This is a genomic window from Streptomyces sp. NRRL F-5755 (genome assembly GCF_001279365.1).
GTDB classification, from domain to species: domain Bacteria; phylum Actinomycetota; class Actinomycetes; order Streptomycetales; family Streptomycetaceae; genus Streptomyces; species Streptomyces rimosus.
The window spans coordinates 1-21,420 of record NZ_LGCW01000041.1 but is presented as its reverse complement, the minus strand read 5'-3'; the positions used below and the strand labels follow the sequence as shown (position 1 = coordinate 21,420).

Here is a 21,420-nt window from a genome sequence, read left to right as displayed (position 1 = left end):
ACAGCTCCCACAGGCTGTCCGGCACCATCCGCTCGACAAGAGGGGCAGTCACCATCCCAGACTGCCGCAAGATCACACCAAACGAAATGACGTCTAAGGCGCTTGCGGGCGTAACCGTGAGGGAGGGGCGCAGCTATCAATTCCAACCGCCCAACTGTCACCCTGCGCCCGGATCAGTACGGAGCGACGTCGGGCGATGGCCGCGACCAGAACCAAGAAGTCGGCCACGACTAGGTGCGCGGGTGCTGCGATAGGCATCGCGCTATCAACGAAGACGGCGCTCCCGAAGCGCGTCCGCGGAGGGCTGTGAGGAGAGGCGCGCTGACGGAGCGCCGTGATGACTCGTGAAATCTCCTTCGTTGATCTCGCACGAGACCGGCGAGCAGTTTCGCTCACCAACAAGTCGGTTGGGCCGCTTCGAACGCTTCCGCGTCAGCTCCGACCCGAGGACATGACGCTTTCACACCGCCCTCGGGCCGACGCCCGCGCCGTCCCTGAGCACCTGACGAACCTGAGGGCCTGGATCACAGATAGAGCGCCCGGTTGATCGAAATGCCCTGCTCCTGGCAGCCGCGCTCGTAGTGGTCGATGAACCAGAAGACGTCGATCACCTCGGTCACCCTGCCCTGCTCGTCGAGGAACTCCACCGGACCGTTCAGCCAGAAGACGGTCTTCATGCCCTCGTCGGAGACCAGGGTGTGGGTGCGGCCCGGGCTTTCCCGGATGAAGTCGCCCGGGCGGCCGACCCAGTCGTACTCCAGATAGCGCCAGCTGCCATCGAGTACATAGCCGGAGACCGGGCCACGGTGGCGGTGGCGGCCCAGCACTCCGCCGGCCTGTACCCACAGAACGTTCGCGGCCGAGCTGCTGCGGATGTCGAACGTCAGGTGCTTGATCATCACCTGCGGAACGAACGGAAGCCATGGCGAGTCCGCCTCCGCGATATGCCCTTCGGGCAGCGCGTACTGGTCCCGGCGCCGGTCGATCCTCGCTTCGATCGCGGCCAGACTGTCCGCGTCCGGATTTGAGCTGATCGTCATGGCTGATGTCCTTCCTGTGGCAGTTGGGACGCACTCGGACGCTACCCATGCTCGGCTTCTCCCGGTCCGGCACAACAGTGACTTCCAGGACGTTGGGCACAGCCGGCAGCTGTTCTCCCTTCGAGGGGGCCGCAATCCGGTCTCGTACGCGCTCAGCGTGGTCCGTGAATTCGGCGCCAGAAGGGTGTATGGACGGAGACAGCAGCGCCTGCTTTGGCCTATCGCTGGGTGTAGCCCTCTCTCAGCGGGCCGCCGACGAGATCGAGTACTCGCTCGGCCGCGACCGCGAGCGGTGCCGTGTCGGCATGCTCGGCTACGCGCTGATGGCCGTCCAGCAAGGCTTTGCCGCGTATGGGATCCGCGCTGAGGAGCCTGCGAGGCAGCCACTTGCCGATGCCTGTCCAGGCTCCGTGGTGGGCGGTGAGCAGGTGCGCGGCTTCGCGCAAGGTGTGGTCGGCCAGGGACAGCTGTTCGTAACGGTTGGTCGACGGGATGTCGATCAAATCGTCCATGAAGCAGGTCAGTAGATAGCGGCCGCGCTCCCACTCGACGGGGGTGAGGGGAAGGGGGCCCGCCGCGAGTGACGCGCGGGCTTGTGCGCGTGCGCGCTTTAGATCGCCGTAAGGGTCCAGGAGCGGTATGCCTTGGTCGTAGATGAACAGAAGAGTGCCTCGGCGGTTGCCTCGGTTGTTCTCCAGTGCTTGCTGGATATCCGTAACGGTGTGGATGAACAGCTCTGCCAGGCGGCCGTTGTGACGGATGACTTCGCGGCGGCTGGTGTCCGAGTCGGGCAGGAGGACGGCCACGTCCAGGTCGCTGCTTGCCGAGGCGTGACCTTGGGCGGCTGAACCGCCGAGAATGACGCCGACGGCGTGTGGGAAGTGGTGGCGGACCAGGCGGAGGGCTTCGGACGCCGGGCTGTCGTGATCCTTCATGGGCGTTGATCGTGTCAGCCTTGTTCATTCGGGACCAGCCCTCGACACACTGCCTGTGAAGCTGGCCGCCCAGGCGCCAGGCTTAAAAGGGCAGTTGGGGGGCCGTCCGTGCGCCTCAGCGCGCCGACGGTGCGTCGGCTGCTGCTTGTCGGTGTGTCGCGGCCCGTTCTACTTTGCGCCGGCGCGGAACAGCGCGGATCGACCCGTCTCTTTCGCCGTCAGCGCGGAGACCAGTTCGTTCAAACCGTTGAACACCAGACACCCCTGCTGATCGGCGCGACCATCACGATCGGCACGACCGCACGATCGGCCTGCGGACAGCCCCCTTCTCCGGCACAGGCCGCTCGTCGCCCGAACCGGCCGACACCTCGGGCTCGCCTAGCCCAGAGCCCATTTCGTAACCGCGCGGCCTGAGCGCGGCGGTCACGAACGATGCGACCAGCGGTCGGCGGTCCTGCTCGTTCCAGGCGTGTACGAGGCGGCTGGGCAGCGCGTCGGCCACTGGGACGGACGCAGACGAGGCCGGGTGGGGCCGGTTCGACCGGTGAGGGGGGATACCCCGAATCATCCGGCTCACCGCGATCATGTGGAGCACCTGGTCGACGTCGGCGACCTCGGGACCGGTGCCGTCGCCCCCGGGTATTCCTTTCCAGCGCGGCAGCGTCTCGCCTTCCAGGTCGGACCTGCGTACCGAAGCGCGCCCGGCCAGCCGGTGCCCGGACGGGACGATGGCCACGCGGTCCTCGGCGTACAGCGTCTCGTGGGGCAGGCCGTCGAGGTCGTCGAGCGGCGCGTAAAGCAGGCCGACATCGCCCGGCCGTCGAGCAGGAAGTCGGAGCGGCCGGCGGAGCCGCTGAACAGGATGTCCGCCCGGCGGGCGGCGAGCCGGCGGGCGTACTCAGCCAGGACTCCCGAGCCCGTGCACGAGCTACCTGAACTGGTGGAACACGTGCGGGAGCTTGTGGCTCGACTGGCAGCGTCGGCGGGTGACTGATGGGCACACCCCGACCGATGCAAGGGGCGCGAGACGGTCTCCCGGTGGTTGGCGCGGATCGCACGCTCGCCGGTCCACCGCCCCGTAATGACCTCGGCTTAGGAGGGCCGGAGGGCCCCGCCCCGTCATCCGGTCAGGCAGTCGCCCGGCCAGTCGTTCAATCGCTCAGGCATGACCGCCAACGGTGACCGGCCCGAACGTGAGCCGCGGCGTGGCCTCCAGGATCTTGCCGATCCGGACTACCCGGTGCTCGACCTCGGTGCGCTGCGCGGCGCTGAGCGGTGTCAGGGCCTCCACGGTGACGTCGAGCTTGCGGCCGGAGCGCCGCTGGTGCCAGAGTCCGCCGACCACGCCGTCCACGATCAGTACCTGGAAGTTGCCGGGCAGTACCCGTTCGCGGGCGCGGCCCGGGTACAGGAGCTCCGGTACCTGGTTGCCGACCCGGTACGCGTAGCCGTCGAAGTAGGGCAGCAGGTGCAGTCCGCGCGGCGGTGCGTCGGGAATGGCGGTGTCGCCGGCGGCCACCCAGGCCGGCTTTCCCTCGACCTCGACCGGCTGGAGTTCGTCGGCCAAGGACGCGAACAGTTCGTTGGCCCAGAGGACCGGCGCGTTCAGCCAGTGCGCGAACTGCTGCGGGGTGGCCGGGCCGTAGGCGTGCAGGTAGCTGGTCACGACATGGGTCAGGGCGGTCCGGGGGTCGGCCGGTGCGAGGCCGGGCAGCCAGCGGGCCGGGTTGGTGTAGGTGACCTTGCGACCGCGATTGGGGCCGAAACACAGCTTCCCCCGCAGCCCGGCCAGGTGCAGCGCCTGACGCCAGCGCGGCCACAGGCCCTGGAACCCGGGTATGACGAGATCGCCGGCCCAGGGGCCGGTCCTGCGGATCACTTCCTCGTTGAGTTCGTCGATGGTGAGCTCGGCGTCCCGCAGGGCGTCGCCGATGGCCGCGACCACCTCAGCGGTCTGTTCCTCGGTGAACCGGATGTGCGCCGGATGCGAGTGCTTCGGCTCGGGAACGGCGGAGAAGGCCGCGATCCACAGCGGCAGGTCGCGGGTCGGGAACAGGTGGACGGTACCCCGTTGCCCGAATGTCTTGACCAGGCTCTGCTCCGCCCAGAGCGCTTTGCGCACGTCCATCCGGGTGGCGTCGGACATCCGCAGCCCGATGGCGAGTTCGGCGGCCGACAGTACCTGGGCATGGGTACCGGCCATGGCACCGACGATGTCGTCGGGCCGGGCGGTTGCCGAGGGGGTGCTCAGGCTGTGGCGTTCCAGACGGCGCGCACATACCTGCGACCAGGTGAAACGCGGGATCTGCGACGAACGTGCGGACATACGGGCGGGCTCCTTGAGCGACGGGCGGTTCATGGGGACGCGGGGCGAGGCGGTGGCTCGGGGCGGTAGTGGTGGGTCCGGAAGCGGTAGATCTGGCGGCGGTAGGTCCGGTTGCGCCGTGGTTACCGCGTTCAGCGGTGACTGTATCGGTGATGTAGGTCAGGATCGGTCCTAGGTCACCGTTGGCCGGACCGGCGTGACGCGGCATGACTCGGTATCAAGCAGCCCGGTCGGCGCTGGATTTTGCGGACCTGGCCCCACGGGCACTCTTTTGGCTCAGGTGGAGTCGTTTGGTGAATGGTGCGCGCTGCGGAAATGTGCAGAGTATTGGGGTCTGGCCGGGCGTGGTTGGCGGTTGGATGACTGGGGTTGCTGTGGCGGTGTGTACAGCGTCGGCTCGTATTCTGAGGAGGCCGGGCGATCGGCGAATTCCCTGCACTGCTGGCGGGTAAGCGGGCGCTGGCTCTGATTGACGGGGAGCATTATCCGGAGGTGGTGCGCGAGGCATTGCGTTTGCTGCCGTGCCGGGTCGCCGGTGCCTTGCTGGTGGGGGGTAAGGAGAAGCTGCGCGGGTCGCCGGATTTTGGCGTGCGGCTGTTGTCGGGTGGCTTGGCGGATGCGGTGGCGGCTTGCGGAGCCGAGGTGGTGGTGGATCTGTCGGACGAGCCGGTGGTCGGCGGGCGTGAACGGATGCATTTCGTGGCCCAGGCGTTGGCGTGCGGCGTCGCGTATGCCGGGGCGGACTTCTACTTCGCGCCCCCGCGACCGGCCGCGTACGACATTCCGGCGATCAGTATTGCCGGGACCGGAAAGCGAATTGGCAAAACAGCAGTCGGCGGACATATCGCACGGTTACTGGCGCGCCGGTGGAAGATCTGGTCGTGGCGATGGGCCGGGGCGGTCCGGCCGAGCCCGTGGTGATGACCTCGTCCCCGGATGCGGCCGGGCTACCGGAACTGTCCCGCTCGGGCCGGCACGCCGCGTCGGACTATGTCGAGGACGCGGTGTTCGCGCACGTGCCCACGGTGGGGGCGCGGCGCTGCGGCGGGGGATTCGCGGCCACGCCGTTGACCTCGAACGTCGAGGCGGCCGCCGCGGTGGCGGCCGACCTCTCACCGGATCTGGTCCTGTTCGAAGGCAGCGGCACCGTGCTGCCCCCGGTGCAGACGCGCCGACGGATTCTGGTGGTCGGAGGCGGCCAGCGGCCCCGAACGGGTTCTGGGGTACGCCGGCGCATACCGGGTGCTCGTGTCCGACCTTGTGGTCCTTACGCTGGCCGATCCGCACCTCGACGTCCGGCCACTGCGCGAGACGATCGAGCAGGTACGTGAGGTGCCGCTGATCGCGGCGGCCCTGCGCCCAAGGCCGGTCTCGGACATCTCGGGACGGCGCGTCGCGTTCTTCACCACCGCGTCCGCCGCCGCCGTGCCCGGCATGGTCGAGCACCTGACCTCGTCCTACGGGGCGCGCGTCGTACACACCAGCACCGCCCTCGCCGACCGCGGTCGGCTCGGTGCCGAGCTCCGGGAGGTTGATGCGGAGGTCTTTCTGGTGGAGCTCAAGGCGGCCGCCATCGACATGGTGGCCGAGCACGCTGAGCGGCGGGGCGTTCCCGTGGTGCTGTGCGACACCCAAGTGGTTTCCCTGCCGGGCGAGCCCTGCCTCGATCAGGCCCTCCTCGCCCTGGGGCAGGAAGTGGTCGCTTCCTAATTTTTCCGGGACCAGCCAGCGGTAGGCGTGCGCCTGATTGCTGCCGGGCCCGGAGCCGATGCCTGCTCCGTTGGCCGCATCGGCCAGAGGCGGTGACGGCGTGTTACTGGTTGGGGGAGTGGCTGTTGATGATGGCGAAAGCGGCGCCGTGGGGGTCGAGGAACATGGCCATGCGGCCCATGCCGGGTACGTCCATGGGCGGGATGAGGACGACGGCGCCAGCTTCGCCGGACCTGGCGACGGTGGTTTCGCAGTCGCGTACCTCGAAGTACGGGTGCCATTCGGGGGTGGCTCCGGCGTCAAGATTGGCCTGGGGGAGTTGCATCAGCCCGCCGTGTGCCGCGTCCTGGCCGGTACCTGACGGGTACAGAACCGTATAGGTCAGGCCCGGGCCCATCTGCAGGTCGGTGAATTCCCAGGCGAATACGGTGCGGTAGAAGGCTTTGGCTGCTGGAGCGTCGGTCGTATAGAGCTCGACGCGGCACAGGGTGTGGGGTGCGGCGACGAATTCCAGGCCGTTGGTGTCGCCGGGTTGCCAAATGGCGAAGTCGGCGCCGGTGGGGTCGGTGAAGGCCGCCATCCGCCCGTAGGTGAAGACCTCCGCAGGGTTTACGCGGATGCTGCCGCCGGCGTCTTGGACGGTTCGGGCCGTGGCATCGGCGTCCGGGCTGTGGAAGTACACCGTCCACGAGGGGCTCGCGCCGTCTTCGGTCAGTGGGCCGAGGCCCGCCACCACCTTGCCGTCGTACAGGAAAAAGCCGTAGCCGCCCGCCTGCGGCCCGGCGGACTGGTGGTCCCATCCCAGGACCGCGGAATAGAAGGCGATGCTGGCCTCGTTGTCGGGGCTGGCCAGGTCCAGCCAGTTGGGGGCGCCGGGGACGTATGCGGTGGTCAGCATTGGGTGGCCCTTCGTCAGGGGTGAGGATTGGAGGGCGCTGTGCTGCGCCCCGGCCCGGATGGGCCGCGCGGTGGCTCTGCCTCCCGTATGGGGAAGCGGCAGGGGGGGCGGCGGCTGTTACAGCGAGATCCTTGTAGCGGCTCCGGTCTCTCGGCGAGCCTGGTGGTTCGAGCCTGGTGATCATCACTCGGCTGGGTGGGGTGGCAGGGGTTGTGGGCGTGGTGACTGCGGGCGCGGGTGGTTTCGGTGGGGCGGGTGATCCTTGGCGTTGGCGTCGGCGTACTACGGCCGGAATCCACTTTCTCCGCAGTACGTACGCCAGCTGATCGATGCCCGTGAACGGGGCGCTTTCTGCGCGAGCTTGTTTCTCAGGCATGAACGGTCGCCGTTTCCTGGGCACGTAAGGTCAGGGAATGACTGAAAGGTGCGAGAGGTTGGACCTGGCCCGTGCGTTCGGTGCCGCGGCCACCTCGCGAGCGGCGGTGTGGGAGTTCGTGAAGGCGTTCGCAGGATCGCGGACGGTGCCTCTGTCACCGGCGGACGGTATTCCGCCGAGCGAGGTGCGGCGTGCCGAGGAGCGGCTCGGGTATCCGCTTCCGGCGGCGTTGTCCGAGGCGTACGCGCTCTTCGGCCGCCGGGCCGATTTGGTCGCTGTGCACAATCCTTTGCTGGCGCCTGAGGAACTGCTGATGGATCCCTCAGGTGAATTGCTGGTATTCCGTAGCGAGAACCAGGGCTGCGCAGGTTGGGGCATTCCGCTCGACCGGCTGGGGGACGATGACCCGCCGGTGGGTTTGTTCTCGGACCACCTGCCCGGCGTGGCCTGGAAGCCGTACCTCGGTCGTCTGTCGTCGGCCTTCGCCGAACTGGTCCTCAGTGAGGCGGTCATGGCCCGGCGTTACGGCTCCTGCGGATGTGAGTGCCCGGCGACCGCGGAGGTTGTCGCGGCCGTAGAGGCGGCCTACCAGCCGATCGCGTTGCCGCCTTGCCCGGCCTGGTACCACCTCGAGGGAGAACCGGTACGTTGGTTTTCCGCTCCTGGGAAGCTGTTGTGCCTGGAGCCGGATCCGGTTGAACCGGTCCTGGTCGTTGTCGGCCAGTCGGAGACCGACGTGCTGGAAATGGTGGCGGCGGTTCCCGGCGCATGGTCTGCTGTCGAGCCCGTACCGTACGAGTACGAGTACGAGGAGGACGCGCCCCCCTTCGGCTGATCGAGACGCGAATGTGCTCGCGCGAACGGGGAGGTCCCGGCCGTAGCAGCGGCCTGTGTCTGAACCTGCGATACGCCTCCTTTCGCCCTGTTCCTGCGAACCCCGCGGAACCTCGCAGCGGGCATTCTTCCGTTCTCCGCACGCCTCAGGAGTCGGCCGCCGTCCGGTGCCGGCACCGCGGTGTCGCTCCGGTCTCGCCGGTGCACGGTCAGGCCCGAGGACGACCGAAGCACGGGGATTTTGAGCGCAGGTACGCATGCCGTCTCGTCAGGTTCAGGGGGCAGCGAGATGGAGCAGAATGAGTGCCCTCCCCCTTACGGGTGAGGGGGAGGCGCAGATATCCATCCTGGGCCGGTCGGAAAGCTCATCCCCGGAACCGACGTTGTGACGGCGGCACGCCGACAGGATGGCGCACATGACCACCGTTGCGTTCGATCCCGCCGTTCCGCCCCCGCCCCGCTGGGCGATCCGGGCCGCCCACGCTGCCGCGCTCGTCACCCTGCCGACCGGGATCTGGCGCCTCCTGCTGGCAGCCGGCCACCCGGCCGGGTACACCGACGTCGGCTATGCGGCGATGGGTTTCACCGGCTGGAGCGCGGTGTACGTAGTCGGCCTCAGTGTGGCCAGCGAGGTACTGGCACTGCTCACGCTCGGTCTGGTCCGACCCTGGGGCGTGGTACTCCCGCGCTGGATCCCCCTGCTCGGCGGTCGCCGGGTCCACCCCATGGCGGCCGTCGTCCCGGCCGGCTGCGGCGCGCTGGCGTTGACCGTTCTGTGGTTGCCGTTCGTCGCCTGGTGGGCCACCCCTCACCCTGACATGACCGCACTCGGCAACGTCATCGTCGGATTCCTCTACCTGCCCCTGGTCGCCTGGGGGCCGCTGCTCGGCGCCGTCACCCTCTCGTACCACCGGCGGCGTCGCGCGGAGCGGCCGGAGTAGCTATCGCCAGAGGGCTGGAGAGCGGACATGGCAGGTTACGGGCCTGTCGCGATCGTTCCTCCGGTCGGCCTTCGTCCATGCCGGTTGCTGTAGCCCGTCAGGCGGCCCGACATCGATGTAACCCGTCAGACAGCCCCGCCAGTTGCCGAGCGCAAGCGGCTGAAGAGAGACGGCCTGCGGCTGGACCGAGCACCGCTGGCGCCTGCGTGCACAGATCGTTCTCAACGCGGTGCGCGGATGTTCCAACGTGCGTACTGCCTGCGAGACCGGTCTGCATGTGGGCATCGTGCGCACCTGGCGGAGCCGGTTCGCCGAGCAGGGCCGGCCCGGCCTGGCCGGCCTGGCCGACCGCGGCCGCAGCGGCCGGCCGCCGGCCCGTGAGCCCACGGCGCGAGGCATCGTCCCTTCGTGTCGGCCTCCACCGTGCGCCGATGGCTGGACCAGGACGCGCTCAGGCCCTGGCAACACCGCTCCTGGACCGTCATCACCGGCCCCGGCTTCCGCACCAAAGCCGAACGCATCCTCAACCTGTACGCCCGCACCTTCGACGGCGTCGCGCTGAGCGAGGACGAGTACGTAATCAGCGCGGACAGGAAACCTCCATCCAGCCCCACTGCCGCTGCCACCCCACCCCCGGCTCCTGGCAAGGCCCGTCCGAGGCGGCTCCCCGGCAGACCTGGCCGCCTACAACATCCACCAAGCGAAGATCGACCGAACCACGCACCGGCATCGCGCGCCGAACGGCGCCGCACAACGCGAGACTCCTTAACGCACCTCATGGGTCAACTGACGTATGGGCAGCCCCAGTCGGCCTCCTGGGGCTGCCCGGATGGTGCGTCGAGCCGCGCGTCCTCAGGCTGGTCCCTGCTAGCCCAGCCGCGTACACGAGGAAGGGCCCACCATGTCGAAGCGCTCTCATCGCCGCCGGATCACGGTGGCAGCCGTGTTGGCCGCCACCGCCCTGGCGGGCCCACTGCCCGCCTCCGCCGACCAGACCCGGGCCGTGGGCCCGGTGCAGCGCGGGCTGGACCGACTGGTGTACGAGGACGGCTACCCCGCCGCACTGGCCGCCGCCACCGGCCGCGATGGGCGCACCCGTAATGCCGCCGCAGGCGTCGCGGACCTGCGAACCGGGGCAAAGGCGCTGGTCGACGGGCAGGTACGGGCCGCGAGCATCACCAAATCCTTCACCGCCGCCGTCGTCCTGCAACTCGTCGGCGAGGGCAAGGTCGCGCTGGACGCCCCGGTCGAGACCTACCTGCCCAGGCTGCTGCGCGGCGACGGCATCGACGGCCGTCGCATCACGGTGCGCCAATTGCTCTAGCAAACCAGCGGGCTGCCCGACTACACCATGTATATGGACGACCTGGTCAGCAACCGCCACCGCTACTACGAGCCCCGCACGCTGCTCGACCTCGCACTCCAACACAAGGCGGGATTTCCGCCCGGCAAGGGCTGGCGGTACAGCAACACCGACTACGTGGTGGCCGGGTTGCTCATCGAGCGGGTCACCGGCCGCCCGATGGGCGAGGAGATCACTCGCCGGGTGATCGACCGCGTCGGGCTGCGGCACACCTACTTCCCGACCGTGGGCGACCAGGACATACGAGGCCCCCACCCGCACGGCTATGTCTCGCTGAAGCCCGGCGCACCGTTGCTGGACGTCACCGAGATGGACCCGTCCGCGGCCTGGGCCGGCGGCGCCCTGATCACCACCCCCAGCGACTCGAACCGATTCTTCGGCGCCTTGCTCGGCGGCAAGCTGCTGAAGCCCGCGCAGCTCGCCCAGATGCGGACGACCGTGGCGATCCCGGCCAACTTCGGGTACCCGAAAGGTACCCGGTTCGGACTGGGCCTGATCAGCCAGCCGCTGAGCTGCGGCGGCCTGATGTGGGGGCACGACGGCGACTTCCTCGGCTACGCGACCTACTCGGCCGCGACCGACGACGGCCGCGCCGCCACCATCGCCGCCACCGCCGATCCGGGCCCCGCCAAACAGGGCCGCCATGACATCGAGCACCTGCTGGACACCGCCCTTTGCGGGTGACCCGCCAGGCCGTACCGGTAGTCGTACGGTTCGAGAGTGCGCCGCCGTACGGCTCGATGAGGTCGCACGTGATCGTGGTGCGGTGGTCGTCGGGCGCTTCGACGGTGTTCTGTCCGTTCCGGCACGGGTCCGCGCGCAACCGGTACGCGTACGGCGGACCCATCGAGCCCACAAGCGGCCTCCCGATGGCGCGGTGCGGGTGGCGCAAGACGAGCCCCCATGTCCGTGACCGAACCAGGCACCGACGGCACCACCCCGCCGACGGCCCCCCAAGCACACGTTCTCACCAACCCCGTACCGCCTGTCCCGAGCCCTGGAATACCGGCCACCGTGTCCCCAACGGCGGCCAAGCAGGACGAACGACCGATGGACGGGGCGCACCCACCCGCCCATCACAGCAGCGGATCCCCAACAGGGGAGTCGCCCGGCCACTCAGGGGAGCGGCCCGGCCACCTTGCCAGCTCCCTGGGGACAACCCCCGCCTGCCAACCGGGCTGTCCCCACCCGAATTCGGTGGCCTGCCCCAGTGCCCCCCAAAGCCACGTGCAGTGGAATACCGCATACCTACCGTCTCTCAACACTCGTGGACCACCATGCGCATCTTGCGGCCTGTTCTCACCTCCCTCCTCACCTTCGCGGTCGGTATGTCGACCCTTCCGGCGTACGCCACGCCCTCGAGCAGTACGTCCCCAACCAGCAGCAGCGGGCGCGAACGGATCCACCGGCATCTTCAGGACCTCACCCGCAGCGGCGCTGTCGGTGCCCAGGTGCAGGTGACGGACCAGAACGGCACCTGGACGGCATGGGCGGGGAGAGCCCGGGCAGGGGGCAGCGCCCCCGTACCGGAGGGGGGCCGCTTCCGCGCCGGGAGCGCCACCAAGATGTTCACTGCCGTCGTCGTGCTGCAACTGGCCGCAGAAGGCAGGCTGTCGCTGGACGCACCACTGGACCGCTACCTGCCGCCAGAGCTCGTCCCAGGTGCCGCGAACATCACGGTACGGATGCTTCTGCAGCACACCAGCGGCCTCCACGACCTCGCGCGTGACCTGCCGCAGGGCAAGGACCTGGTCCGCACTCGTTTCCGTCACTACGACTGGGCCGCACTGGTACGCGAAGCCGCAGCCCGGCCCGCCGAATTCCCGCCCGGCACGGATTACGGATACTCCAACACCAACTACCTCATCGCCGGCCTCATTATCGACCGCGTTACGGGCCACTCCTACGCTGACGAAGTACGAAGCCGGATCATCGAACCTCTGCACCTTCGGCACACCATCGTCCCCGGCGATAAGACCTCCATCCCAGGCCCACACGCGCATGGTTACCTCACGCTCCACGGAACGGGTACTCACCGGGGCCACGCACGGCAAGTGGACATCACGCAGCTGAACCCCTCCATGGCAGGCCCCGCCGGAGAAATCGTCTCGACCACGAGCGACCTGGACACCTTCCTCACCTCACTCACCTCCGGAAAACTCTTGCACCCGGCCGAATGGAAGGAAATGAACCGCACGGTGGCCACGGACGCCCCGGGCACCCGATACGGACTCGGTCTGAAACGGGAGCAGTTGAGCTGCGGCCGCCTGGCCGTCGGCCACACCGGCGGCATACCCGGCTACGCGACGCTCGCCTTCACGACCCCGGACCGCTCACGCCGGGTCGTCCTCTCCGCAAACCTCGCCGACTGGCCCGCCGACCCGCGCATTGGCGCCCCCATCGACAAAATACTGGACGACGCCATCTGCGACTGAGCTCGTTCCACCATCTTGGGCAGAGTCCTGGGCCAGCCCCCAAGCGGCACTCCACGCAACGCACTTGTTTACGGAGTACGGACGCGAAGCTTTCGCGGGCCTGATGCCGCGTCAGCGTGGCGCCCCGCGAGTGAAACCGCTCATCGCGGCCAACCGAAGGGCACCGCCCGGAAACACCTCCGCCCCCGCCCCACCCTCAACCACCACGTCCTCGCCCCCGCCCTCCTCCCCACTGCCGAGGCCAACACCTCCCCACCCAATGCCACCACCCGCCCCCGCGCGGATCACTGATCACCCCGCCGGGTTGTACGCCTTCAGACGCATTGACCCGCCCGAAGACGATGCGCTTGCATCCTCCTGGCCTCCGGCGCAGGGCCGGGGCGCACAGGTCCAGGTCACCCGGGGGAAGCATGTCCGCCGCCGCTCCGTACCGTACGCGTACCAACGAGACCTACCGCACCGCCGCACCCGCCAGGCGCGCCACCGCAGGGCGCGCGGCCCGCCACGGCATCACCACCCTGGTCGGCGCGCTCGCCCTCGCCCTCCTGCCGGGTACCGCGGCCACCGCGAGCCCGGCCAACTCCCCGACCGGACCCGCCACGGAGACACAGAGATCCCACACGGAGCAAGCCCCACCCACCACATCCAAGCCCCGCATCCAGCGCGCCAGCCTGACCGCCGACGGCACCGAGGCCAACGACGCCTCCTGGGGCGCGGTGATCAGCGCCGACGGCCGGTACGTCGCCTTCACCTCGAAAGCGACCAACCTGACACCGGACCCGAACAACCCCTACCTCCCCGACACATACGTCAAGGACCTGCGCACCGGCGCCGTCACCTTCATCCGCGACGGCCTGGGCGGCGTACGGATCAGCGCGGACGGCCGCTGCGTCGGTACCAACGCCTTCGGGGCCCACGACCTCCAAGGCTTCGTTCACGACCTGAAGGCCGGTACCAGGCAAGCCCTCGGGTCCGCCCGCGGCGGCAGCCGGATCACCGGGCTCAGCGGCGACTGCCGCTATGCCGCGTACACCGCGAACCCGCACCACCCCGCCGACCCGCAACGCATCTACCTGCACGACCGCACCACCGGCCAGGACACCCTCGCCAGCCGGCCGCCGACATCCGAGCAGTACGACATGTCCGACGGATCCCTCAGCGCCGACGGCCGCACCCTCGCCTACCGCGCCCACCGCCGCCTCGGCGACGGCCCCGACCGCGACGACATCATCGTCACCAACCTGCGCACCGGCGAACACCGGCAGCTCGACGGCTCACAGGACGACGCCACTGCCACTCTCGTCCAACTCAGCGCCAACGGGCGGACGGTGGTCTACACCGTCGGCCCCGACACCTACGTACACGATCTGCGCACCGGCCGTACGACACGCCTCAACGGAATCCACGGCCGGGCCCTGAGCCCGGACGGCGGGCACCTCCTCTACGCGGACGGCAGCACCGAAGCCCTGCGCCTGCGCAACCTGCGTTCCGGCGCCGACCGCCTGGTCGCCGCACAGGGGGGCGCCGAGCCCGGCGCACTGACGGCGCACGCCCGCACCACCGTCTTCGCCACCGCCATCGGTGACCTGGTGCCCTCGGACACCAACAACGCGGCGGATGTCTTCGTCCGCCGCGGGCGATGAGCCGCCCCGCGTGAACGGATCCGGACAGCCGGACATTGTCGTCTGACCGCCCGCAAACCCCGCCAGTCATGGCTCGGCACAACCGCATCGGCGTCACATCCACACACCACCAACGCGTCGTCGTGTCCTGCACGCGGGGCACCCAACCGCAGAGCTGCGATAGCGATACACCGCCCCGCGTACACGCGGTAATGGCAAACCGGGAATGACAGGACCGACGTCAGTGTGATCACTCGGGAGGAGAGCCGCATCCGGGCGCGGCACGCCGTCGCCGCATTTTCGCCCAACACCGTGGCCATGACGCTTTCGGTCGCCGAGCCGAACGCACCATGATTGAGCCATGCTGTGGGCCAGGTGAGGCGTGCCGCGATGCGGGTAGGTTTTGCTTACCTTCGCAGGCGCTCACCTATAAACCAGTGATCTCTGCCTGCCCTGATTTCGGCCTCAGCAGTGCACGTCCACCTTGATGACCGTGTTGTTGCCGTCCAGCGGTCGTTCGGTCCATGCCTCGACCCGGTCCCACGTGCCATTCACGTAGGTGACGGTGAAGGAGTTTCCGTGGGCCTTGCCCCAGGAGTAGCGGTCATTGATGGGGTTGTAGCCGCAGTTGTTCATGTTCCACCACCGCCCTGCGTCCGACGCGAGGCGAATGCAGGCTTTCCCCCAATCACATTGAGGCGACCAGCCCTTGGTGCTGACCGAGGCTGAGGCCGGCCCGCCGGCAAGGGCGACGGCGGCTCCGAAGGCGGTCGCCAAGACAGCGGCCCGGGACACCAACCGGGTGATCGACTGCATCTCAGATCCCTTTCTGTACGGACCGTCCTTGCGGTACGAGAGTGACAGATCGGGCAGGCATCAGTAACCGATCCGGATGCGAATGGCCAGCATGTGACGCCGAACGCCCATTGCTGCTTCCGGGCATTGAGTGGCGTGCACGGTGAAAATGCAGGTCATGGGGCTGATGCGCGTGAGGTTCGGAATGTTGATGATGGTGGCAGACGTATGGCTCCGGTCAAGATCTGCGGTCAGTGGGTCACGTATCTGAGGTTGCTGCCGCGGGCCAGGTGCGCGGCGACGGCGACAACCGTGGGGCCGGGGGTATCTCGATGGAGTTCCAGGCATCCGGAGGATCTCACCCGCTGCATTGACCGTACGCGCCCGGTCGCCTTGGGCCGCCATCACTTGGAGCTGCACCGTTCCGACGGAGCCCACGCTGAAGTGGCCGCGCTGCTGATCCGGCGTTTGTACGCTCGACCACGCAGCGGACCGTGCCGGGCTTGGAGCCATGCGGCACCCCACGTCGGGCGATGACCTTGATCCCGCACCGCCACCGCAGGCGGCAGTACTCGTCGAATTCGCAGCCGCGGTCAGCGAAGACCTGCCGCAGCCGCTGACGGGGACTGCCAGTGCGGCCTTTGAGATGGGGTATCGCATCGAGCAGGGGCAGCGAGTGAATGACATCGTGCCGGTTGCCGGCGGTGAGCGTGATGGCCAGCGAGGTGCCGCGCGCATCGATGATCACGTGGTGTTTCGAGCCCGGCGTGGCGTTGTCGACGGGCTCGGCCCTGTTTCGGGCTGCCGCGACGCGCCTGTCGAAGTGAACTCGTAGGTGATGGCGAGCCGCTGATCAGTCTCCCAGATCCGGGCCGCGCTGTATAAGCCCTCAGGAAACCACGGGACGCGTCGAAAAGATGCTGTAGAAGATGTAGAACTCGTTCGCCGATCGGGGTGGCCGACCTCGCCGCAGCCCACACCTGCTTCCCCCTCGCCCAGCCGCGCACGGTCGGCCCTTACGCCAGTACGCGGCCGGATTTCCAGGCAGCGCGGGGACAGACGGCATCGGGAGCCGCTCGGGCTTCGGGAGGCCGGCGCCTGCATGCCGCCCTTCCGCCACGACTGGTGCCATTGGCAGGCCGTCTTCCGGCTCACCCGCAGGTACCGTGCCCTCTCCGGCGTCTTGATCTTCCGCTTGAACGGCGCGGCCGCCTGCACCCGTATCGTCTCCCGGCGCCGTCGTCCCGCAGGGACAGCTGGTCCTCATCCGCTTGTGCCGCACCATGGACGGCCACCGCACCGCGACCATCAAGAGCTTCGCGAATTTCATTCTGACGAGCCGAAGGCGTCATGCCATGAAGCTCTACTGCACGGCGTGAGGCGGGGCGAGCCCCGCACCGTACGGGTCACACTAACTAAGCGCGCTCAAGGAAGCGCGCTCGGCTGGTAGCTGACCGGAATCCGGCGTCAGCCCGTCCTGACGTCCCCGCCAACCGGCTGGTACGGGCTCATGTGCCGGTGCTGGGCCTGACCAGTCGTCTCTGGGCACTCCCGTACGATGTTCCGGAAAATGATCGACGGGGTGGGATTCCGCGTATGGGTGACATCAGTATCAACAGCCATGCTGTGCGGGCGACGGGCAGCGATATGACCGCGCTGTCCCGAGAGGTGGCCCGCAAGCTGAATGATTCCCTGGAGGAGAGCCAGGCGACGGGTGCGGCGGATTCCGTCTGGGGCTGGGAGTGTGCTCAGCGTCTCTACTCCTGCGCGCTGACGTGGGAGGAGCACATGGTGGGTTTGGCGAAGAAGATGGGGGAGCTGGGCGAGCGGCTGCAGGAAAGCACCGGCAGCTACGACGCGCAGGACGAGAAAGCGGCTTCACGGCTACGGCAGGGTCTGAACGACCTCGGAAAGGCGTAAGCGGCCGGTGGTGAACTACGAAGCTGTGATCAACGCCCGGCCCGAGAAGTGGCACAAGGCCGCGGAGGAATGGGTGACTCTGGCCAAGCACGCTTTGCGTGCGGCCCAGGACATCCGGGACAACGGCACCAAGCCGCTGGCCGACAACTGGACCGACGAGGTGGGCCAGAAGGCCGCGAAGGACTTCGAGGAGTTGGCCAATCAGCTGGAATCCGCCTACGACATTTTGCTCGGCGGCAAGATGCTCTGCGAGGCCGTGGCCGACAGCATGGAGACCGCGCTGAGCTCGGCGCGCGAGATCAACGAACTCGCCCAGCGCTACAGCCTGCGTATCGGAACGGACGGCCTGCCCGAGGGCACGCCGATGCCCGGTGAGGATCCGGAGAAGCTGCATGCGTGGGAGCGCATCGTCGCGCTGCGCGATCATGTGCTGCAGCAGGTCAGCGAGGCCGACAACACGGCCGCCGCGAAGTTTGCCATGCTGACGAAGCAGGTGAACGTCGCCGACCCCGACGAAGCGCTCAAGGTGCAGAACAAGGCGTCCCAGGCGGAGATGGAGATCATCAGCGCCGAGATTCCCCGTGATGCCGGGCCGATGACCCAGCGCATGTGGTGGAACGGTCTGAGCGACGAACAGCGGCACGACTTGATGCTGGCCGACCCGGTCGCCCTGTCGAAGCTCGAGGGGCTGCCGGAGAGTGTCAAGCAGGAAATGCGCGGCACGGACGGCAAATTCGACCGTGTCAAGATGGTCGAGTACGCCCTGGAGAACTGGGACCAGAAGGACGACGTCGACTTCGGCAACAACTGCACCAACTTCGTCTCCGAATCCCTGGCCCATGCGGGAATGAAGGAGAAGGAGTCCATCTGGGGCACCCGGGCCGACGACACTTGGATGAAGGGCAATCCGACCGAGATCGATCTGCCCGGCTTCCGAGATATCGACCGGTCCTTGGGCTTCTCCAAGACGTGGGCGGGTGCGGAGAACCAGCAGAACTTCATGCTCGATCACGGCGGCGAGGAAGTCCCCCGTGATCAGGTCCGTCCCGGCGACATCATCTACTACGAGCAGTCCGGCGACAACGATGCGATCGGCAAGGGCAACACCCACCACGCCGCCATCGTCACCGGTGTCATGCCGGACGGAGAGATCAAGTACACCCAGCACAGCGATCCGTACCGCAACGTCAGCCTCGACGGACGCCTGCCCAACACGGAAAAGGCCGAAGGCAAGCAGAACGTACGGATCGTCCGACCGCACCCCGACTGGTACTGATGAGCGAGCCGACATCCCGCACGGCGCCAACTCCGGACGGCGTCGTCACCGACCCAGCACGCACCGCCTTGTGGGTACCGGTTCTGGTAGTCCTCGGCATCGCAGGCATCATCGCCCACGACGCGGCGGAGAAGGCCCACCTGAAGGCCGAATGGGCCCACTGCGGGGACCTGCCGCTGACCTGGCAGATGTACGCCTCCGCCTACGGGGCACTGGCCTGTGGCCTGGGAGCCGTCGTCCTCCTTGTCCTGCTCGCGCTGCGAGGGGAACGACACGGCAGCGCACCGCTGCGAGGTTGGCGCGGCGGCGTCGCACTGGCCTCCGCTCTCCTGGGGCTGCTGCCGCTGCTCGCCGAGGCCATCATCGTGTGGCACCTGTATCAGCCGGCCCCCGGCGGCACCATCAGCTGTGTGTGACTCGCGACCGTAAGGCGCCCTGACCAGCCGGAACGGTCGTCGGCCCAGGCGGACCCCGAGGGTTGGGACGCGGTCGCCACCAGCGTCCGCGCCCCGGCTGTCGAGGGCCCGTGCCCTCCCGGACCGGGCGCTCGACGTACTGCGCCTGCCCGCCGCCCAGCACGGGCGCGAGGGCGTAGTGCCGCGCCACCCGGTTCGCCACGAAGCGGCTGCGGTCCTCCCGGACCAGGCGCAGGCCGATAGCCGCTGCGCCGTCGGCCGAGGTCACGATCCAGTGATTGGCGGCGTACAGCGGACGGGTGTCGAGGCCGACTGCGGGCAAGAGGCGCCTGAACTACCTCAACTACCTTGCGGAGCGCCAGTGGACCGCGGCCCGGCCGCCCTCCGGCGTGCCGGCAGTCGCGGGGACAAACGAGCCAGTACCCAGGGGAGTCAGCCGGGCGAGTTGCCGGGCCGCACGCAGCGCCCGCGCGATACGGGGTCCGCCGCGCCGTCCACGGCCACGTCGCCCGAGCAGCGAGTGCCGGCGACGATCGCTGTGTCGGCGTGCTCCAGCAGAAACAGGCCGCCCTGGGTGTGACGCCGCACCCGTCCACCGTCGTAACCGCGCAGCCGCCTGGGGGGACGCATTTTGTAGGCGCGCTGCTCGCATGGGAGGGGACCGCAGCCAGCGTCTGGGCCGGGGTGCTGAGGTCGCTCGCGACCGCCGATACCGGCGTCTTCCCCGCCTAGGTCCTGGACACGATCCTCGTCAGCCCCAGCACTACGCCCTCCTGCGCGCCCACCCTGCCCGTCCGATGACTAGGCCACGGTGCGGAACCTGCACGTACCCGGCCCCAGAGGACAACGGCAGCTGCGCGTCATCTGAACCAACCGGGTCAACGGCGTCGCACTGAGGCGCGTGCAGGCCCTGAGGCGTAATGCCGCTGGTCCAGAGCAGCCAAAGCCTCCGAGTAGCATAGCGTGCACGAGGTCCGCCGATAGCGCCGTGCTGCCGAACACTCCTTAAGGGCAGTCAGCGCCTGGGCGGTCAGCTTGGGCGCTTGCTATTGCTGTTGCTCTGGGCACTTCGAGCTTCACCCCCGACCCGTCAGGCAACGCTTCTACATGGTCCTGAGGACCGCCAGCGAGCCGATGCTGATTGGGCTTCAGCGGGGAACCGCATCACCGGTACCGTCTGGCGCGGCATCGTCGTGGTGATCGTCGAGGGGGACGCAGGCAGAATTCCGGTGTCGCGCCTCGCAATGGACCCCAGGTCACGGCCGCCGTCGGCACACTCGCGGGGCTGCTGGCGTCATTGGTGCTGATCTCCGGTGCGATATGATGCACCTGGCCAGGCGGCGAGACCCCGGACCCCTTCATCTGGCGTCCGTACGGCAAGTGGATGCTGATCGTCGCAGGTTCCTTATGCACTGTCGTGGGCTTGCCCACCTTGTGGATGAGCCTCCCATGGTCGTTCGTGCCCATGGTCTGCAGTGCGGTCATCGCAGGTGCGGTCCGCTTCCCGTACCGGGATCTTCGGCTCAAGCGGATCGGCCGGTAGAGAGGCCCTCCTGACTTGATTGCGCAAATAGGGGTACTGGCCCATCGCCCGGAAGTTGCGGGATGGACTTCGAGGTCACGGTGGGCACCATGCGGAGCCAGGGGTTTCGTAGTTGCAGATGAATAAGGGGATGAGGGTGACCAACTTCCATCCGAAGGATGGTTCGGAGGCGGGCCGGCAGCAGCTGGCCGAGAAGAAGAACGGTCTTTTCAAGCGGGGGATAGGCGGCTCGCTCGCCGCCATTATGTTCGTTGTCGCTGTCTCCGGTTGTGGGAGTAACGACAAGAGTGACAAGGGCAAGTCGACCGCAAGCGCGCCGGCGTCGACGTCATTAGCGGAGGCGTCCCACAAGGCGGCTCCCATGCACAAGGCCAAGCCGGCCACAGTGCTTGCCCTCACGGGTTCTGGTACTAAAGACACCAGCGCGTTCAAGGTCGGCGATGAGTGGACGCTGTCCTACACGTTCGACTGCACCAAGGCCATGCGTGCTGTCCACGGCAAGGGAAACTTCATCGTATTCGACAAGAACGACAAGATCGTCAATGAGCTGGACAAGACCGGTAAGGGCAGCACGAAGCAGCACACGCCAGGTACTCGTCAGCTTCAGATCATCAGTGAGTGTGATTGGACCGTGAAGGTCACCGGTTAGGCGCATTGACCACGAGCGTTGCTGACACTGGCAGGGATGAGCCTGGACGGCGGATATCTCCTTCACCCGGATGGCAGCCAGCAGCTGAGGCGGGCGCCGAGCCCGGGGCTCTGACCGCGCACGGCCGCATCGCTGTCTTCGCCCCCGCCGTCGGTGACTTGGTGCGCTCGGACACCAACGGCGCGGCGGACGTCTTCGTCCGCCGCCAGCGGTGAGCCGCCCCGCGTAAACGGCTCCGGACGGCTAGAGGTCTTTAATGGTTGGGGTTACGTGAGGTCGGAGCTCAGTCCGGTTCCGGTGAGGTAGCCGTCGATCAGGTCGGGGCGGTACTGCATCCGCTT

The 21,420-nt window shown here is 68.0% G+C and carries 19 protein-coding genes and 1 pseudogene; 12 read left to right on the top strand and 8 right to left on the bottom strand.

The features are described 5' to 3' along the window. Positions 1 to 524 precede the first annotated feature (524 nt). The 4 genes from ADK86_RS07270 to ADK86_RS07255 all read right to left on the bottom strand — a co-directional run bounded on the left by ADK86_RS07270 (position 525) and on the right by ADK86_RS07255 (position 4,301). Positions 525 to 1,040 (bottom strand): 2,4'-dihydroxyacetophenone dioxygenase family protein, encoded by a 516-nt coding sequence (locus tag ADK86_RS07270; protein ID WP_053695837.1) that lies wholly within the window; start codon positions 1,038 to 1,040, stop codon positions 525 to 527. A gap of 218 nt (positions 1,041 to 1,258) precedes the next feature. Continuing rightward, positions 1,259 to 1,975 (bottom strand): nucleotidyltransferase domain-containing protein, encoded by a 717-nt coding sequence (locus ADK86_RS07265; RefSeq protein ID WP_053695836.1) that lies wholly within the window; start codon positions 1,973 to 1,975, stop codon positions 1,259 to 1,261. 283 nt (positions 1,976 to 2,258) lie between these two features. Beyond that, positions 2,259 to 2,711 carry a hypothetical protein gene (locus tag ADK86_RS44285; RefSeq protein ID WP_234345746.1) on the bottom strand — a complete coding sequence of 151 codons (453 nt, stop codon included), beginning with the start codon at positions 2,709 to 2,711 and terminating at the stop codon, positions 2,259 to 2,261. A 423-nt stretch (positions 2,712 to 3,134) separates the two neighbouring features. Further along, the gene (locus tag ADK86_RS07255) at positions 3,135 to 4,301 is read right to left on the bottom strand and encodes a winged helix DNA-binding domain-containing protein (protein WP_053695835.1); all 1,167 of its coding nucleotides are present in this window, start codon (positions 4,299 to 4,301) and stop codon (positions 3,135 to 3,137) included. A gap of 492 nt (positions 4,302 to 4,793) precedes the next feature. Between ADK86_RS07255 and ADK86_RS07250 the strand changes: the two genes are divergently transcribed. Together ADK86_RS07250 and ADK86_RS07245 are read left to right on the top strand one after the other, a co-directional pair. Further along, on the top strand, positions 4,794 to 5,222 hold the full coding sequence (locus tag ADK86_RS07250) for a hypothetical protein (RefSeq protein WP_053695834.1): 429 nt from the start codon (positions 4,794 to 4,796) through the stop codon (positions 5,220 to 5,222). 327 nt (positions 5,223 to 5,549) lie between these two features. Further along, the gene (locus tag ADK86_RS07245) at positions 5,550 to 6,011 is read left to right on the top strand and encodes a hypothetical protein (protein WP_159393798.1); all 462 of its coding nucleotides are present in this window, start codon (positions 5,550 to 5,552) and stop codon (positions 6,009 to 6,011) included. A gap of 103 nt (positions 6,012 to 6,114) precedes the next feature. Here ADK86_RS07245 and ADK86_RS07240 read toward each other — a convergent pair whose 3' ends face one another. Then, positions 6,115 to 6,909, bottom strand: a complete 795-nt coding sequence (locus ADK86_RS07240) for a VOC family protein (protein ID WP_053695832.1) — start codon at positions 6,907 to 6,909, stop codon at positions 6,115 to 6,117. Between the two features lie 434 nt (positions 6,910 to 7,343). Here ADK86_RS07240 and ADK86_RS42130 point away from each other — a divergent pair, with 434 nt between their 5' ends. The 6 genes and pseudogenes from ADK86_RS42130 (at position 7,344) to ADK86_RS07215 (ending at position 14,501) form a co-directional block, all read left to right on the top strand. Further along, entirely contained in the window at positions 7,344 to 8,120 is a 777-nt protein-coding gene (locus ADK86_RS42130) for an SMI1/KNR4 family protein (RefSeq protein WP_159393797.1), read from the top strand. Between the two features lie 406 nt (positions 8,121 to 8,526). Continuing rightward, the gene (locus ADK86_RS07230) at positions 8,527 to 9,060 is read left to right on the top strand and encodes a hypothetical protein (RefSeq protein WP_053695830.1); all 534 of its coding nucleotides are present in this window, start codon (positions 8,527 to 8,529) and stop codon (positions 9,058 to 9,060) included. Between the two features lie 202 nt (positions 9,061 to 9,262). After that, a complete protein-coding gene (locus ADK86_RS40545; RefSeq protein WP_078951893.1) occupies positions 9,263 to 9,622 on the top strand; it encodes a helix-turn-helix domain-containing protein in 360 nt (119 codons plus the stop codon). A 339-nt stretch (positions 9,623 to 9,961) separates the two neighbouring features. Continuing rightward, positions 9,962 to 11,107, top strand: a pseudogene (locus ADK86_RS07225) (serine hydrolase domain-containing protein). 56 nt (positions 11,108 to 11,163) lie between these two features. Continuing rightward, positions 11,164 to 12,858, top strand: coding sequence for a serine hydrolase domain-containing protein (locus ADK86_RS07220; protein ID WP_324611371.1), 1,695 nt, complete (start codon positions 11,164 to 11,166; stop codon positions 12,856 to 12,858). 410 nt (positions 12,859 to 13,268) lie between these two features. Beyond that, positions 13,269 to 14,501: a PD40 domain-containing protein gene (locus tag ADK86_RS07215; protein WP_053695828.1), complete on the top strand. Its 1,233-nt coding sequence runs from the start codon at positions 13,269 to 13,271 to the stop codon at positions 14,499 to 14,501. Positions 14,502 to 14,945: 444 nt separating this feature from the next. Here ADK86_RS07215 and ADK86_RS07210 read toward each other — a convergent pair whose 3' ends face one another. After that, complete coding sequence (locus ADK86_RS07210; RefSeq protein WP_053695827.1) at positions 14,946 to 15,296, bottom strand: hypothetical protein; 351 nt, start codon at positions 15,294 to 15,296, stop codon at positions 14,946 to 14,948. Between the two features lie 337 nt (positions 15,297 to 15,633). Continuing rightward, a complete protein-coding gene (locus ADK86_RS42125; RefSeq protein ID WP_107088430.1) occupies positions 15,634 to 16,023 on the bottom strand; it encodes a hypothetical protein in 390 nt (129 codons plus the stop codon). Positions 16,024 to 16,871: 848 nt separating this feature from the next. Between ADK86_RS42125 and ADK86_RS07205 the strand changes: the two genes are divergently transcribed. Genes ADK86_RS07205 through ADK86_RS07195 form a run of 3 tightly spaced genes read left to right on the top strand, consistent with a single transcriptional unit; the run spans position 16,872 to position 18,887 of the window. Continuing rightward, on the top strand, positions 16,872 to 17,195 hold the full coding sequence (locus tag ADK86_RS07205) for a type VII secretion target (protein ID WP_053695826.1): 324 nt from the start codon (positions 16,872 to 16,874) through the stop codon (positions 17,193 to 17,195). 7 nt (positions 17,196 to 17,202) lie between these two features. Next, positions 17,203 to 18,471, top strand: coding sequence for an amidase domain-containing protein (locus tag ADK86_RS07200; RefSeq protein WP_053695825.1), 1,269 nt, complete (start codon positions 17,203 to 17,205; stop codon positions 18,469 to 18,471). After that, positions 18,471 to 18,887 (top strand): hypothetical protein, encoded by a 417-nt coding sequence (locus ADK86_RS07195; protein WP_053695824.1) that lies wholly within the window; start codon positions 18,471 to 18,473, stop codon positions 18,885 to 18,887. Before ADK86_RS07200 ends, ADK86_RS07195 begins: the two co-directional genes overlap by 1 nt. Positions 18,888 to 19,319: 432 nt before the next feature. Here ADK86_RS07195 and ADK86_RS42985 read toward each other — a convergent pair whose 3' ends face one another. Further along, positions 19,320 to 19,475: a hypothetical protein gene (locus ADK86_RS42985; RefSeq protein ID WP_159393794.1), complete on the bottom strand. Its 156-nt coding sequence runs from the start codon at positions 19,473 to 19,475 to the stop codon at positions 19,320 to 19,322. 1,091 nt (positions 19,476 to 20,566) lie between these two features. On the opposite strand from ADK86_RS42985, the gene ADK86_RS07190 reads away from it, so the two are divergent. Beyond that, the gene (locus tag ADK86_RS07190) at positions 20,567 to 21,079 is read left to right on the top strand and encodes a hypothetical protein (RefSeq protein WP_159393793.1); all 513 of its coding nucleotides are present in this window, start codon (positions 20,567 to 20,569) and stop codon (positions 21,077 to 21,079) included. Positions 21,080 to 21,420 lie beyond the last annotated feature (341 nt).